This window comes from Prochlorococcus sp. MIT 1318, from assembly GCF_047304505.1.
GTDB lineage: Bacteria > Cyanobacteriota > Cyanobacteriia > PCC-6307 > Cyanobiaceae > Prochlorococcus > Prochlorococcus marinus_D.
On sequence record NZ_CP138958.1, the window covers coordinates 1,819,072 to 1,834,413 of the forward strand.

General features: G+C 42.0%; 11 protein-coding genes and 1 tRNA gene. 7 read left to right on the top strand and 5 right to left on the bottom strand.

What is annotated here, in order from left to right; all coding sequences use genetic code 11:
- Positions 1 to 154: 154 nt before the first annotated feature.
- The gene (locus SIB66_RS09380; RefSeq protein WP_063405722.1) at positions 155 to 1,060 is read left to right on the top strand and encodes a proton-conducting transporter membrane subunit; all 906 of its coding nucleotides are present in this window, start codon (positions 155 to 157) and stop codon (positions 1,058 to 1,060) included.
- A gap of 1,970 nt (positions 1,061 to 3,030) precedes the next feature.
- On the opposite strand, the gene SIB66_RS09385 is transcribed toward SIB66_RS09380, so the two are convergent.
- Together SIB66_RS09385 and SIB66_RS09390 are read right to left on the bottom strand one after the other, a co-directional pair.
- On the bottom strand, positions 3,031 to 3,411 hold the full coding sequence (locus SIB66_RS09385; protein WP_236073585.1) for a CopD family protein: 381 nt from the start codon (positions 3,409 to 3,411) through the stop codon (positions 3,031 to 3,033).
- Between the two features lie 544 nt (positions 3,412 to 3,955).
- On the bottom strand, positions 3,956 to 4,240 hold the full coding sequence (locus SIB66_RS09390) for a hypothetical protein (protein WP_063421329.1): 285 nt from the start codon (positions 4,238 to 4,240) through the stop codon (positions 3,956 to 3,958).
- Positions 4,241 to 7,432: 3,192 nt separating this feature from the next.
- Here SIB66_RS09390 and SIB66_RS09395 point away from each other — a divergent pair.
- The 3 genes from SIB66_RS09395 to SIB66_RS09405 all read left to right on the top strand — a co-directional run bounded on the left by SIB66_RS09395 (position 7,433) and on the right by SIB66_RS09405 (position 9,828).
- On the top strand, positions 7,433 to 7,741 hold the full coding sequence (locus SIB66_RS09395; protein WP_063421331.1) for a hypothetical protein: 309 nt from the start codon (positions 7,433 to 7,435) through the stop codon (positions 7,739 to 7,741).
- A 729-nt stretch (positions 7,742 to 8,470) separates the two neighbouring features.
- Positions 8,471 to 8,788 (top strand): hypothetical protein, encoded by a 318-nt coding sequence (locus SIB66_RS09400; RefSeq protein ID WP_413681263.1) that lies wholly within the window; start codon positions 8,471 to 8,473, stop codon positions 8,786 to 8,788.
- A 389-nt stretch (positions 8,789 to 9,177) separates the two neighbouring features.
- Entirely contained in the window at positions 9,178 to 9,828 is a 651-nt protein-coding gene (locus tag SIB66_RS09405) for a ParB-like protein (protein ID WP_063405737.1), read from the top strand.
- 599 nt (positions 9,829 to 10,427) lie between these two features.
- Here the strand turns inward: SIB66_RS09405 and SIB66_RS09410 are convergent.
- On the bottom strand, positions 10,428 to 10,721 hold the full coding sequence (locus SIB66_RS09410) for a hypothetical protein (protein WP_236073590.1): 294 nt from the start codon (positions 10,719 to 10,721) through the stop codon (positions 10,428 to 10,430).
- A 94-nt stretch (positions 10,722 to 10,815) separates the two neighbouring features.
- Between SIB66_RS09410 and SIB66_RS09415 the strand changes: the two genes are divergently transcribed.
- The 3 genes from SIB66_RS09415 (at position 10,816) to SIB66_RS09425 (ending at position 12,052) form a co-directional block, all read left to right on the top strand.
- Positions 10,816 to 11,007 carry a hypothetical protein gene (locus tag SIB66_RS09415; protein WP_236070095.1) on the top strand — a complete coding sequence of 64 codons (192 nt, stop codon included), beginning with the start codon at positions 10,816 to 10,818 and terminating at the stop codon, positions 11,005 to 11,007.
- 430 nt (positions 11,008 to 11,437) lie between these two features.
- Positions 11,438 to 11,893 (top strand): pyrimidine dimer DNA glycosylase/endonuclease V, encoded by a 456-nt coding sequence (locus SIB66_RS09420; RefSeq protein ID WP_063405729.1) that lies wholly within the window; start codon positions 11,438 to 11,440, stop codon positions 11,891 to 11,893.
- Positions 11,894 to 11,920: 27 nt separating this feature from the next.
- The gene (locus tag SIB66_RS09425; protein WP_268963828.1) at positions 11,921 to 12,052 is read left to right on the top strand and encodes a hypothetical protein; all 132 of its coding nucleotides are present in this window, start codon (positions 11,921 to 11,923) and stop codon (positions 12,050 to 12,052) included.
- A gap of 426 nt (positions 12,053 to 12,478) precedes the next feature.
- On the opposite strand, the gene SIB66_RS09430 is transcribed toward SIB66_RS09425, so the two are convergent.
- Both SIB66_RS09430 and SIB66_RS09435 read right to left on the bottom strand, forming a co-directional pair.
- Positions 12,479 to 12,544 (bottom strand) — tRNA-Leu (locus tag SIB66_RS09430).
- 362 nt (positions 12,545 to 12,906) lie between these two features.
- Entirely contained in the window at positions 12,907 to 15,315 is a 2,409-nt protein-coding gene (locus SIB66_RS09435) for a hypothetical protein (protein ID WP_413681265.1), read from the bottom strand.
- Positions 15,316 to 15,342 lie beyond the last annotated feature (27 nt).

Below are 15,342 nucleotides of genomic sequence, written 5' to 3' on the forward strand. Positions count from 1 at the left end.
GCTCAGGCTTTGCTCCAACAGGGAAACTCGTCCTATTAGTGATGGATGAAATTCTTCCAATTTCCATGTTTGGTGTCTTCGGCTTAATTTGCTTGGTTGGACTTGACGAACTGACAAAAAAACTTGCAACTTCTAACATCACTAAATTCGGCTAATGCCTTTACCTTCAGAACTCGCTTGGTTAATTCCAGTGCTGCCTTTGGCAGGTGCATGCTTTGTAGGATTTTTGTTGATCAGTTTCAAGCTCACCATGAACCGGTTGAGTAAGCCGGTTTCATTCCTTTTAGTTAGCTGTGTTGGTGCAGCAGTTGTACTCAGTTACGCCCTTCTGGCGGAACAAAGGGCTGGAACTGCTGCCAGTAAGGTGATCTTCGACTTGCCAGGTTTAACTGATCTCAATTTACAGATCGGTTTTATTGTAGATGGCATTGGTGCCGAGATGCTTGCGCTGATTAGTACTGCAGGAATGTTGTTGATGTTGTCCGCACATATTTATATGGCAGGCAAAAAAAACTATGTAAGTTTTTTTACTTATCTAGGCTTTTTAACTAGTGCCTTGTTAGGTCTAGCCCTAAGTCCAAACCTATTAGAGATGTTTGTCTTTTGGCTGCTGGTTGGTATATCTTCTTACCTTCTAGTTGGTTTTTGGTACGACACCAATGGCTCTTCCAAAACAACCCAAAAGATTTTCCTGGTAGACCTTGTTGGTGACGTTGGATTTCTACTTGGTAGTCTTGGTTTGTTCTGGGTGACCAGAAGTTTTGGATTTGATGAAAGTGGCCCCCTTCTCGAAGAAGCGATTATCAGCGGTAAGCTTTCAAATCCAACTACTCTTCTCCTTTGCTTCCTTATGATTATGGGACCAATTGCAAAATTAATAGAGTTTCCATTGTATATCTGGCGGCCTGATGTATTGAAAACACCCGTTCCTGCCTCGGCTCTCATTCATGCAACAACCTTAGTTGCTGCAGGTGTTTTTGTCTTTGCCAGGCTTGAACCAATTTTGGCTGCTGGAGCTAGGGCCTTTCCTGGAACGGTTTTGGCCAATTTATTTGTTTGAGTCATGATATTTAGTTTGCAGGGAGTGATTATTGATATTGATTAAGGTTATCCGTAAGAAAGATGATCATGTCTTTTAGATCGTGCCTAGAGAGAAGTAGACGTAGCAATCTCGATACTTTTATCGAATGCATTTGCAGCTAATAACCTTATGGATATTACGGCTTAGAATACTGAATCTATTTGCGAGTCTTGGTTTTAATACTACTTACCTTTCTACTTTGTATATTAGCTAGCGATTATCTGCATTTACTTATTTCATTTGATCGATTGGGGTCGTGGAGATGCTTCGACATCACTATTCAAGCCTGAATCTGTAGGTCTAATTGTGTGAGTATTGTCAAAACCAGTGCTTTATCAAGTGAGCCTGCTTTGCTTTTGCAAGCAAGCTCAATATATATACAGAGCAACTATTCAATGAAGCAATTAACCATTATTGCAATTTTATTATTTTTTGAAAGCATTCTTGCCTAGAGATATATTCTTTTACTGCTTTGTCCAGATGTAGGTGATCAACCAGGCCAGCCCCGCTGCTGTGAAAATAGGCGTTACAACGCTGGTAAGTGCTCCTAGGAACCCAGGAAGCACTGTAAATATCAGATTTAGTATGTAAGGCAGAATCATGATGACAGCTGTTGCAAGTCCAGCTGTTAGGGCAGTTTTTGCTGGGAGTTTCATGTCGTTTATTTTTGGCAATAGTGAAGGGATCTGTGGCATAATCTTAATGGCATTTACTGTTTTTTGCTTTATATGCATAGCACCAATATATTGGCATTAGCCGATGTTATCACTATTTGCACCGCAAAAAAAGGATTTTGCCAAATACCTAAGGCAATAATGACTCTTGTCTGCTGAGGATTAATACAAGTCTATTGGTGAAGATTCCCCCGATTGGGGGTTGTGTAGAGGGCTTTGGCCTGTGATGGTGAGCAAGTCAATGTCAAGGTCCTTGGACACCTGTTTCATACAAAGAACAATTATGACAACACTCAAGCCCTCCCACAAGACAGATCCTTGCTTGCTCAAACCCTCTCATACTAAGAGTTCATCTGTTTGCTTACGTTGTGGTGGTGTTGGTTATTTGAAGTCTTCACCTGTGACATACCACACTTGTTTGCTTTGCCTTGGCCGAGGCTTAAATCCCATACATACTTAGCCTTCGGTTCGACCCTTATTATTAGAATGAATGATAGTAATCAATAATTAAATCCTTTAATAATTAACTCTTTGACATTATTCCAAGCCAATTCTGACTGGTTGGAATCCTCAATTTACTTCTTTCTCTTCATTAGACATAAGCACAGAAAATCTATTGTAGAATATAGCCATGACTAAGTTTTGAAAAAATATCAATGGGTGCGAAGTCAATCTTTTAAGTTGTGTAATCAAAGAATCACTTGCGGGCCTAAATACATCATATTAATAAGTATTAACATTGATTCATGCTCTTAGTCTAATCCTTGCTTACAGGTCGAATAGTTGGTTTTGAAGACCCCATCCAACCTCACTATGACGTACTTGACTGCGAGCCCGCATGCACTCTTCACACATACATGAAGGACCTTCTACCCAGCGGGTTTGACTTGTCCACGGGAAAAGCTCAGCACGCTCCATATCAAGCAATTGTTGAGTCATCTGGAGGGATAAGGTAATGGGCTTTAACTTTGTAGTTGTTGGGTTAGTAATTGATTTTCAAGAATGTCAATAGATTCATGGGCGACGTCACTTTTGGGGTTGTAAAGGAAAGGTACTTTTTCAGTACCTTTCGTTCATGACCAATGGTTATTTCAAATCTATCAACAAATGCTTTTTCAGAGCTAGCCAGGATCTTGTAACAGAAGGTAGGATATCTAATCTCATAGCCCTTCACTCTAGCCCTTCACTCGGCCAGCTAACTAACTAGTCTTAATGTCTGATTAGATATCCAACCAATAGAATTGATATACGAAACCATTTATGGATCTCGTTAACTCAGAATCCTCCTAATCTGATACCTGCACCGACAATCACAAAGGCAATTGATACTGTTGTAATGCTACGAATATGCCAAGATAATTCAATAAGATTTTCGTCATTGAGATTAGGAATGAGTCTTATTTGTGCATGGAGAGCTAATGCAAAAGCGATAGCCAACAAGATCAACTTTGTTGTTAGTAGGGATGTAATCGGTGTCTGAAATGTAAAAAGTCCTCGGCCTCCTGGTAGATAGATCCATGTTAACCAGAGACCACTAATGACTTGAATTGCTAGTGATGTCACCCTTAAGGGCTCGAACATCTTTTCAAATGAGCGCACTTGAGCCACACTCTTTTCTTTGAGAGCATCTGGCAGGACCCTTAGATTTAAAAGCAACTGTCCTCCAGTCCAAACCGTAGCTGCAAGGATGTGGAGTATGACCAGGACTGAAAACAACATTGATGGCCGCGTGTCTAACCAACAAAAATGGCTTGAATACCAATCATTCTTGCAGGGATTAAAGCAAATGTCCAATTTTGATCCAATATTACTTTTTCGTTTTGTTTATTCTTCCAGATCTGGATACTCTTTGATTACAATTGGCTTCCAGTTGTTCGAATCAAAGGTTTCTTAATTAATAGATTATTCGTGGCGATAGCCATGGCATTTAGATGAAACACCCTCAAGCGAATTCTTCTTGCCTTGTTCAAGTCACTATTTTTTGCATTAGTTTTATTTATTTTAGTCCACAAATAGACTACCACAAAGGCTTTATTTACTAGCATTTTCCATTTCTTGGTGGTTGTGTAGAATAATATTTTTGTATTAACTGACTAAAGTTTTATCACTAATGGCCTTTGAATTAGTTTGCCCCATTTTTTCTATTACTCAAACCTATTGCAAAATTACTTTGCTTCCTATCGTACTTCTTAACTCATACCTACGCCTTGATACTTTCTTTTTTAGAATCAGATGCATTTGATACTTTCTTCTTTATTAGAGATAGAAGTGCGACAACAATAGTCTTTAAATAGCGATGGATATATGATCTGTAAAATTTACCCAATGAGTAGCCAGCGGCATAGGTGTTACGGATTAGTCCTGCAACGAAGTTTATAATCCAAAGGATCGCTAAAACAGTAATAATCCCCCCGCCTACCTCGTAGATACGCCCAACAGAGTTTAGAAAAGGCTCTAAATTGTCGATAATGTGAATAGCTGTCATTGGATTGTGCTAGAAATTTTGGGTGCTTGGTTGTATGCTTGTTAAGCTTGGATTGTTTTAAGCCGATGGGGTTAGCCTCTGACACTAGTGTAGACGATATTGTTGTTGCTCTTTAGATTTGCCTGGATATTGCTGAAATAATCTTTTAGTACATATAAATGGCCCCAACAAATGATATTAACTTTTTGAAAATCTCGAGATGTGCAGAATAGTATCCCTGTTAGCTCAATTGCATGGTATTCTAATTTATCGCAGATAATTTACTACCAAATCCCTTATAAGCAATCAAATTTATCCATAAGTTATGCTTTGCTTTACAAGAAATATCTGCCTTGACTCTTTTCATTAAAAAATATTCAAATGGTTTTATCTTTCTTACAGTTGTGTGTGCTTTTGGGTTTCTATTGTGGAATGACTTTCCATTATTGTTGTTAATTCAATTTCTCTCAGTTGTATGGTATATACTCTTATTGTGATTGAAATACAAGCAATTATATGTCACTCCTAAGATAGTATCTGTTTTCTATAAGAACTGAGCTGTTCATTAAAGTGTTACTATTCCTTCAGAACTGATCATTAGGTCTATGATACTTCTGAGCTTGTAGGTAAGATATTTTCCTGTTCTATAAGCTCTTTACAATGAGCTAAACTCACCCATCTTGTTGATTTGTAGATAACGTTCCGTATTTTCTGCTTTTACATCTCATTCTGGTTACTCGACTTTCATTACCATGATTGATTTCGAATAGGCGAGCTCAAGTTCTAATGTTTTACTGTGTATATATTGTTTCGTGCTGGCCTTTGCTGGTTTTCGCTGCACGCCTGGACTCTCGTTGATAATCATTGTGGTTTGAAAGCTACTTTTCGATGATCAAATGCCTAATATCAATGAGAAAGACAACGGAATGAAGATTTTTGCGGCTGCTTGGATGTAGCGTCCCACTACCTAGATTCGTTGATCTGATGCAGATGCTCGCTTATTTCATTGCAACATCAGCAGCAATTTCATTGATAGTTTCTTTGCTATATCTAGCAACATTCAAGGCTAGTGATAGCACTTATCCCCCAAGACGCGATAGTTTTGAAAATGTACCTTGAAACGACATTTCTACAGAGTCATTCTTGAGACCGATGCCAGGATTAACTTACACATTCACCGACCGGTTTCCTGAAGGAACTTGATTTTATGGTCTCTGCAAAGCAATGGTTTGCATCTGTTCTATTCAAATTTATTTCCTAGTCGAGAACTCTTTGTCTGCGACATTCAATTGCTTCGTTATTCAGTCTCAGGCAATCCATTTAACTTCAGGTTTTTGATTAGAGATATTTGCCTTAATACTTGCAACTCTGCTAGAAATCAAGAGCAAACAGCTTTAAGATTTCAGCTTTGCGTGCGCCTTTTCAGCTTTGCGTATGAGCTTTTGAGCCTCTTCTCGTGTCGCGCATAGCTCGGCTTTTTCAGCCAACCTTACGAGCTTTTTATGTTGCTTGGTCTTACCCATCATTAAAACAAATTTTCATTATTATAACGTATTAGTCGGCGAATGCTTGTTGCCTTGACTTTATATCTGATTAGAACTGCTAAACAGTGAAGTTGGCTGGTCTTATCTACGGCTTAATTTGCTTGGTTGTTTTTATCCCAATGCTTCATTAGTTGTGTAATTAGTAATATTCTGTTGTTTTTCTTTCTCCGAGAAGTCTTGACTAGCCAAATCCCTTTGCTTGTAGATCTCGTGCACATCAATCATTCCTCTCCTCCTCTTCATTAGGCCAATCCGTTCTCTTTATAGCGAATTTTTTACTATGGTTATCCTTCTAGCATTTGTTTTATATGAGTTTTCAATAATGTATTAGCCTGCAAAACTTCGAAATTCTAGATATTTAAAAAGTTTACGTTATTAAGCCGATCATATTTGCGTTGGAAATTTGAGATCTTTCCCCAGATGATCTTTCGAGGGTATAAGTTGCATCTATTGGCTACTAGTGCTTGAGTTCCATGGGTACACCTTCGATATCTCTCGATGTCTCTTGTTCCAGTGGCTTTCGTATGCTGATTTAATCCCTTAACAAATCAATTTGACGTCTTGACGATTTAATTTATGTTGCCTTGTAAATGGAATGAAGATGTCAACTTTCCTGTATTAATGGTGTTATTCCCTTTATGCTTGAGGGGCAATGATTAGCTTCTATCTATTTATTGTATTCACCTACTCAGTCTAATTGATTTCAGTTTAAGTGATCAAGTATCAATTTTCTGTTGTTTGTAGTGATCTTGCCGACTGAATTTATTTATGCATAATTAATTTTTTAGATCTATTGTGTTCACAGCAACAAGAAAACTTTGTGCTATTTTGAATCCATATGAAGTGCTTTTCTGAAACTTGTAATGATGCCTTCTACTGTATCAATTACATTGATAATCACTGGTTGAATTCTTTGAGCAAGTTTGTTTAGGTCGTTTGCTAATAATCCAATTTCATAATTGTTTATTTTCAATCGATTCCTAAAGTCGTTCCATAGATCCTTCCTTGCGATTACTTTTATGCCCGGAAGGCTTGTATTCACAAGTCTGACCTGTTCTGAATGCGAGCTTCTGGGTATCAGCTGGACTTTGCGTATGCTGTTTTTATTGGCTGGACTGGACTTGGTTACAGTCATGACTCAGTACATGGATAAATGCAACCACCCTCATAGAGAGGGCAATTGTTACAGTATAACACCATTATAGCCTGCATTGTCAAATCCTCGTCCATAGCGCATCGAGTTATTGTTTTTTAGTATCCAAGCCAGCAAAAACTTTTCGCAAGTTAATTGCTTTTCCCTCGGCGCAACAAAGTTTATTCATTAGTGCCTGACTAGCTGTTCAATTAGTAACTTTTTATTGACCCTCAGTCATCGTTGAGGTGTTTGGGCTAAAGCGAAACTAAACTATGGGATTCAATTTTTTATGCCTATTTCTGTGCCTATATCTAATATAATCGACTCAAATTTGCTTTTTTTAGTTCTCCTACGCATGATCTAACTATCTTCTTATTGCAGCTCACTCAATTTTTCCTGATAGCGACCCATCTCCGCGATCTATCTTAATTAAGTCTATAAAAGGCTGTGTCTAGTGTTCAGATGCTCACAGTCCACACAAGTTCTTGTTCAGGGCTCTATCAATAGTAATGATTACCAGTTCTACCTCAGGCAATGGGGCTCCCAATTTCAGACCGATCTGAGCAACTTTCTGCAACGAGGCTTCTAGCAGTAGAAGGAGCGCATGCTCGGGTTGACATTACTGATGACCCTGAAGAACTTCGTCTGATTGTTCGGGAGTTGCTTACTGGCCTCGATTTTGCGCCACCTATTGACAAAACCAATATTGGCGAAATCGAAACGAGCAACAACGAGGAGATCTTCGCAGAGATTTATTGCTCTGGATGCGGTGAAGTCGAGACCTGCGAGTGCCCGGATCCCAGTGAACCGGATTTGCCCAGAACCCCCAGGCCCCTTTCATGAGTTCTAAGCAGGTCGTTCTGATCCTTGCCCAACTTCTGAGCGCAATCCTTGCCGGAGCTGCTCCTTTGGTTTGGGCAATAGCGGCTCATCCAGGGCTCTAACTTCACAACCCCCCGCACAACTTTGTTCAGCTCAGATCAACTCTACAACTTTTTTTATCGAGGTTTGGCCCGTGACGAGACCCTCCTCCGACATAGCCAATCCCAAATCACTGTCTTAGAAATCTCCTGTCGACTGGCTGAGTATGCTCTCACCCCATTGATCTAGAGATCAGTCACAGGCCTAATCGATTCACAGGTGCTTTCTACTGACTTGTTTGTTTGCGTGGATCTCAGAGCTGTAGTCAAGAGTCATATAACCTCAGACTTTTATTGGTTGTCATACCTCCCCACCTTCATCACTAAACTCATCTGATGTGATCACGCCGATGGTTCAGTTCATAACGGTTATGTTTTGGATTTGATCCACAATGGTGCTCATCTATTGCTTAGAAACTATCAGGATGCCTTTCTCTGTTGTGAATTATTCTTAGTGAATAAACAAATATATTCAAGTGTAGTTTGATCTCATCAGGCCTCGATTAAAACTGTTTTATTTAAAAAATAGTATTTTTTCAACTTATTCAAAATTGTGGAGTCTGTGTCCAACATCGCAGCGCTAGTGATCAATTTGACTATGAAATTGTTCGCACAACTTATTAGGTTTTTCCATCATCCAGCACCAGCTCCTTTGCTTGGTTGGCTACTGCTCGATTTACGTCTTCACTTGGCAGGCACTATTGATTTCCAACCCGATCAAGCAGCATCTTGGTGGAAGGCAATGCAAATTGGTAGTGGGCTTGTACAACGGCTTACCAAGTGCGACAGGGTTTATGCCATTGCCTTTGGAGAAGGCGCTCATCATTTGCATTTGCATCTAATCCCACGCTTCCAGCTTGATCTTAATCCCACTGCTTGGGCCCTTGACGATCATTACCGTGCAGTGAGTAATGGGCATAGATCAGCAGTTGCTACAGTCCAGATTGCTGAATTTGTCAACCAGGCTTGACTTCCTGAGCAATCATTCGAGCTCTAGACTAGATCCTAAAAACTGACAGTTTGGCTTATCTTTGGATAGTAGCTTTTTCAACTGAAAGAACTTTTTAATCATTTTTAATATTCTGTATCTCTATTGTACACGCTCAATTCCACCGCTAAAAATCAATAAGACTCCTACTATGTGAGGAGAACACAAGCATTATCAGGTAGAAGTGGATTGGCAATGAATCCATCCCAAGCATCATTCCACCAACCGGTTTTAATCATTTGTGCTGACATAATGCTTATGTCACTTTCATCTCTTTAACTCAGTCTGTGAGCTTCTGGCCTGCCTAGCTGAGTAAGTCCAGAGGCGTATTTTTGTGGCTTTGTCAGGATGAAGGCACCTGCCTTAGGTTTTTGTCCTCTCATCGGCCCAGCTATAAGCGGATACCCAGTGCTGATAAAGGCTTTGAACTTTTTGAGGTTTCCGTGGCTCAACTCCAGCCCACCCAGTGGTGCGTGGGCTTAGCGGAAGTGAAGAGTCGTCAACTCGATTTCCGTGGACAAAGCCCTAAGGAAAACAAGCAGTATTTGAAGGGCAAACCCGTCCCTCTTGTACGTAATCGTTCAGGCTCAATGTGGATGATTGATCGTCATCACCGTCTACGAGCACTATTGGATCTTGACCAAGACGCCACCACCTACGGATATGTGATCGAGAATTGTCCTTCTGAGGATGATTTAGACAGCCTTCACCTTTTGGCCGAACGTGGTTGGTTGTATCTCTACAACGGACGTGGCCTTGGCCCCCTTTTGCCGCAGGGTTTACCCAAGAGCTTGTTAAAGCTTGAGGACGACCCCTACCGAAGCCTGGCTTGGAAGCTCAAAAGTGAAGGGCTGATAGGCCCTGAACCATTGATCCCTTATCACGAATTCCGCTGGGGAACCTGGCTGCGCAGTCGTGCGTTACCGCCTTTTTCAAGTCATTGCCTTGAACCGGCATTGCCGGCTGCTCGCAGTTTGGTGCGTTCCAACGCTGCCACCCACCTGGCTGGCTGGATTGGTTGAGTTCACCTTTCATTAGACGAAAATCATGCAGAAGACGGGAGTGGTCTACTAGACCATCAGCTTCCCTAGTTGCTCAGTTTTTCTGTTTGCCTGAATGTCATCAGGAAGTTCTGGCACTTCGGGGGACATTCTTTTGAGCCGAAGTGATCAAACCTGTCGTTGATTGCTTCTTTCACTTTCGCCTGCGGCATCTACTTCAAGGAGGTGGCCGATGAACTCCAACCCCGTGGAACACTTGAGCACCTTGTTAGGCTTTAACGCAAAAACAGTCATTGTTGTTACTATTGCTAAAAGTTGGTGTAAATATGATAAAGACGGCAAGTTTGTCCTCTCCTGTTAATTGCCGATCTCATTTGTAGGTCAACATCAACCTCTTCCCCTGGATTTTAAGTAGTCGTAGCGGGATGGAGATTTGAACTTCCTTCCTTTGGGATATGAGCTCGAAGGTATTGGCCCAGATCCAAGGAAGTTACTGCCTTAAGTTTTAACTCGCTCACCTGACTGGTTCTGTACATCTGCTTCGATCTGATAGTAGTTGGGTGTTGTTGTCGTTCATTGGCTGAAAGTTTTTTTTTGCAGCAAAAGTTGGTGGAATGGTCTTATCGCGGCACAGCGATGAAGTAAACACCTCGCTCTTGCTGCTCGCGGAAGGAACTCATGTTGCTCGGCGCGATTAATGCCGCATTAGCCCTCACAACGCAGGTGAGAGGCTTGTTGCGCTGTGAAGGTGGCCGTCTGTCGTGCACCGTGATCGGTGATGCCATCTGGCGACGACCCATGTGACTGTCCGTCACTGTTGTATTCAACCAGTGCTTTCCGCTGTGAATCACGATTGCATCACCGGCTGGATTCGTGACAAAAGACTCGAGAATGTTTCCGTATTCGTGGCTCACAGGAGCATCTTCGTTATCGGCTGCTAATCGGCAGTTGAGACAGTCAGGATCATGGGCGCCTACAAGCTACAGCAACTGGTGATATTTCTGACGGGTGCCCTGCAAATGGGCGCTAACGAAATCACCGCTGGTATCTGGGCGCGGTGTATTGGCGATCTGCGCAGCAGCCGGTCAGGGCATCAGTGCGGTGATCACCAGCAGTGATGCTGAGAAGGAGGTGCAGCGTTGGACCGTCATTCACTGTTCAACGTATTTCAGTAATCATGGCTATTGTTTTGGTGCATGAGGAAGCTGAACTACTTGGCCAGGCGCACTAGCTATCTGACCCTGAAGATTTTTGGCTCCTCTGTTCAATGACGTTTTACGTCGCAGTTAAGTGGATCGCCATATTGAAGTCATCAATGGTCGATCGATGGAAAGCAACAGTCCCTTGGTGCGCTCTTAGTCAGTTCGGTCATTGATCTAGTAGAAAAGGGGTACTGACAATCAAAAGAATGGTCCATCCTCTAGTTACCGTATTTGCCTCTCTATTGCTGTGCACTCCCGTTCACGCGATGGGATGTTCTGGAGATCACTCTCACAATCATAACGGTGATTCAACAGAGAAGACGTCTGAGTCCCCAGTCACCACCAGCAAGAAAAGCATCGATCCTGCTAAGGGCCAACCAACAGAGAACTTTGAATAACTGAAACCCCATATCAGAATAGAATTTTGTATGACAAGAATCAACTTGGTCAAGCCAAGTGAATTATCTGATCAACATCTAGTTGCGGAATATAGAGAAATTTTTATGGTTGGCTCCGCACTCCAACGCTCACTAAAGTCGAAAAACTGGGAGAGAACGAAAGAACAACTACCCAAAGAATTTACTTTAAATATTGGACACGTTAAGTTCTTCTATAACAAAGGGAAGTATTTGCATAAAAGATATTTAGATCTCATAAATGAAATGAAGAGCAGAGGCATGCGTCCAGATCCAGAACGTCAATTCAAAAAAGAACAGTGGCCAAGTGACTTTTATAATGACTGGGAGCCTAATGCAAAAGACATTGAACTAATAAGAAAAAGAATCAAAGAAAAAATCAATCAAAAGCCTACTTGGTATCGCTGGACAAAAAAACAAGATGGTGATTCACCAGGGAAGACATCTGAGTCTGGTTTTTTGCTTTAGAAGATAGTTGCTGAATCGCGGATCTCGATGCTGGAGGCTGCGTGGTGTCAGCGGATGGGTCTGGGCTTCAGTACCTCAGCCACGGGCTATCTAGTCGCAGAGTGGATTCTTTCCATCTCGTGCATGCCTTCCAGCTGGCGATGGATGCAACGCAATTGATGCCTTAGAGACTCAGCGTCTTCTAGGTGAGCAACACTAACCATTGCCGCTTCGATGTGTCTCTTGGATTCGATCAGATGCAGGCAGTTCGCCGATCCCATCTCAACGCTCATAACTCTCCTTTGGATGACCCTATTCAGCCAAACTTTTTTGGCCTATGTTGTGACAACGATCACGAAATGATGTTGCTCGTGGCAAATGTCTGGAGTCCCTCATAAAGGTTTTCGTAAGCAAACCTTTTTATGGCTGTCTGTCCTCACTTAACTGTACCGGGATTGATTGGTCTTGAGTTTGCAACCACCAGACCTACCAAGATCACTAGGGGGCATCCTGTGCGATTAGCGACAGATTCCTTAATCCTGACAGTTTTAGAACTTCCCAGTCGCAGACATTAAAAAAGCCCTGGTGGACAGGGCTGGAAAAGAGTGGCGGGGGGGAGATTTGAACTCCCGACCTTCGGGTTATGAGCCCGAATAGACAGGGGCAGATCCCAGTGAGTCACTGACGCAAATTTTTGACTTACATTCCATACTTACACTGTAGAAAAGCCCCTCGCCAATCTGGCCCGGCGGTCAGCTCTCCCCGCCTTAGCTATTTCTTGGCTCTTGCTTTTGAACCTAAGTACTGATCCATGTCTTTCCTATGTAAGAGACCACTGCCACAATCTGGTCACTTTCATCCTTTTCACTTCAGGATCGATTCCACCAACGCTTATCAGAATCGTACAAATAGTACATTAATATGAACTCGTATTGCTGTAATTCAGGTTGGCATTGGGTAATTTTAGAAGTGCTCCCTTTCAGATTGTCGATTATATATATTTAATGATACCTTTATCCAGTTTTTATGTGTGTTTAGGTACTAGACCCACCCATGATGTCATCATTCAGGCCGATGCCTGTAATGTCCTCTGTGTAGCTACCAACACCGGGGGGTGATACTGAAGGATTAGGGTTACCTGTCCCTCCTGTAACCACTTCGTTCCGAGATGCATTATCAGAATCTATATTTGAATTGGAAGTATTGGCATTTTGCACATGTTCTAGAGGAGCATCATATCCACCAGATGAGGCTTTGGCTTCAAGGGTATTCTGCTTCTCAAAGGATGTATTATCCCAGGATTCATTAATACCAGTTTGACCATTTAGATCAGCCCAGGATATTTGATTGTCCCCTACAGTTGTTCCATTCGAAATTCCATGAAAAGCCTCCTCGCCTGTATGAAGGGTTTTGCCCCAATCTTTATCTAATATCTTGAGATCAGCGATATCGATGACTCCATTGAAATCAGCATCAACGTCACTGGCATAAGTGTTAGCTTCTGCTTGCTTGGTCTGAGTACCTATATCATTGCCCAAATTATCTTTCATCCCAGAAGTTACATCTTTAAGGGTCTGACGTGCTGCTCCTGCATTGAGGAATGCAAGGTCTTTCATTCCTACAGTGCCGTCAAAGTTGAGATCACCCTGGAATGTAATCAGGTTTTTTGATCCAACGTTAGTACCAACATCGTATTCATCCGTTTGATCCTGACCATGTTGGTCTTTCCTAATGACTTCCATCCTGTATAGATTTTTACCGGCATTAAACACTTTCCCTGCTTGATCGTCTCCAATTTCTACAGCAATCCTGACTGTCTTTTCTTCTTGTTTATTTGGATCGTAGTCTCCTATTTTCAGCCCATTAACTTCTTCTGCCGATGTAGTAACAAAACTGCCACCTTTAAGTTTATTATTAGTGGCATCAATCTGATCGAGTGCTGTTTGATCAAGGATTCCATTTTTACTGTAGTCTGTTGATGTGGTGGTAGCTGTTTTTAAGAATCCAGATTTCGACGAAATCACCTTGCCAACAGCAGTAGCATCAGTGGCAAGATTTTTGATTGTGATATCTGTAGCTGCTACATTGCCAGTATTTTTCCAAGTGACATCGCTGTAAACAGTTGAACCAGCTCGTATCAAGTTGGTCTTAATTCCTCCTGATGCAACGCCAATGGTTCGATTGGAGGCGAAAGTCAAGTCACCAGTTTGACTCAAGTCAACTTGGCCTTCATAGAGGGCTATCGAGTCCTTGATTGCTTTGACGCTACCGTTTAAGTCTCGCAAGGTACTGATTTCTGCATTTTCAAGGCCGCTGGTCTCTGTAATGCTCTTGGAAAATACAGTGGAATCTCGATTAACAGAAAGATCAAATTCTAATGTTCCATCAAATGCATCCACACCGGATTCAAGCCCGTCATAGGTGAGCAATTTGCCAGCAGTGGCACTTCCTGTTGTGTATTTGGCTAACGCAGTCTCGTCAAAATTTAGAGCAATTGAAGCGAATACCTTGTTTTCACCTGATGCTATGCCAGCGCCTGCATCGGTGAGATGATTTAAACCAGCACCAGCGATACGTATTTCGCCTTTAGTGTTATCAATATGTATCGCATTGGCGACAGGAAATAGAGAGGATAATTGGATTTGATCTTTATCAATTGAGCCGAAAAGATCTGTGTTGAATTTTAAAGTGATATCAGTGGATTCAAGTGTATAACCTTGGGCTACATTTTTCGCTAAAATGTCTAATATATAGGCATCATTATCTGTAGCGCCAATACCCTTGATGGCCGTACTTTTTAAAGGATCTTCTCTAATTGTTGTATCTACATCTGTCTCAAGCGCTATGCCGTCAGTTTCCGTTGAGCTGCTCCCATCTTTTCGCTTTGCTTTCCTCAGTTCATAGCTGACTTCTAATTTGTCCTTGGAAGAATTACTATCTCCTCCAGAGGTTGTTGTAGGAGTTCCATAACCACTTCCAGAGGTTGTTGTAGGAGTTCCATAACCACTTCCAGAGGTTGTTGTAGGAGTTCCATAACCACTTCCAGAGGTTGTTGTAGGAGTTCCATAACCACTTCCAGAGGTTGTTGTAGGAGTTCCATAACCACCTCCAGATGACGTGCTTGGGGAGGTAGAGGTTGTTGTAGGAGTTCCATAACCACTTCCAGATGACGTGCTCGGGGAGGTAGAGGTTGTTGTAGGAGTTCCATAACCACTTCCAGATGACGTGCTCGGGGAGGTAGAGGTTGTTGTAGGAGTTCCATAACCACTTCCAGATGACGTGCTCGGGGAGGTAGAGGTTGTTGTAGGAGTTCCATAACCACCTCCAGATGACGTGCTTGGGGAGGTAGAGGTTGTTGTAGGAGTTCCATAACCACTTCCAGATGACGTGCTCGGGGAGGTAGAGGTTGTTGTAGGAGTTCCATAACCAAATCCATTTGCCATGAGTGCTTCGACATAAGACCTTGTATA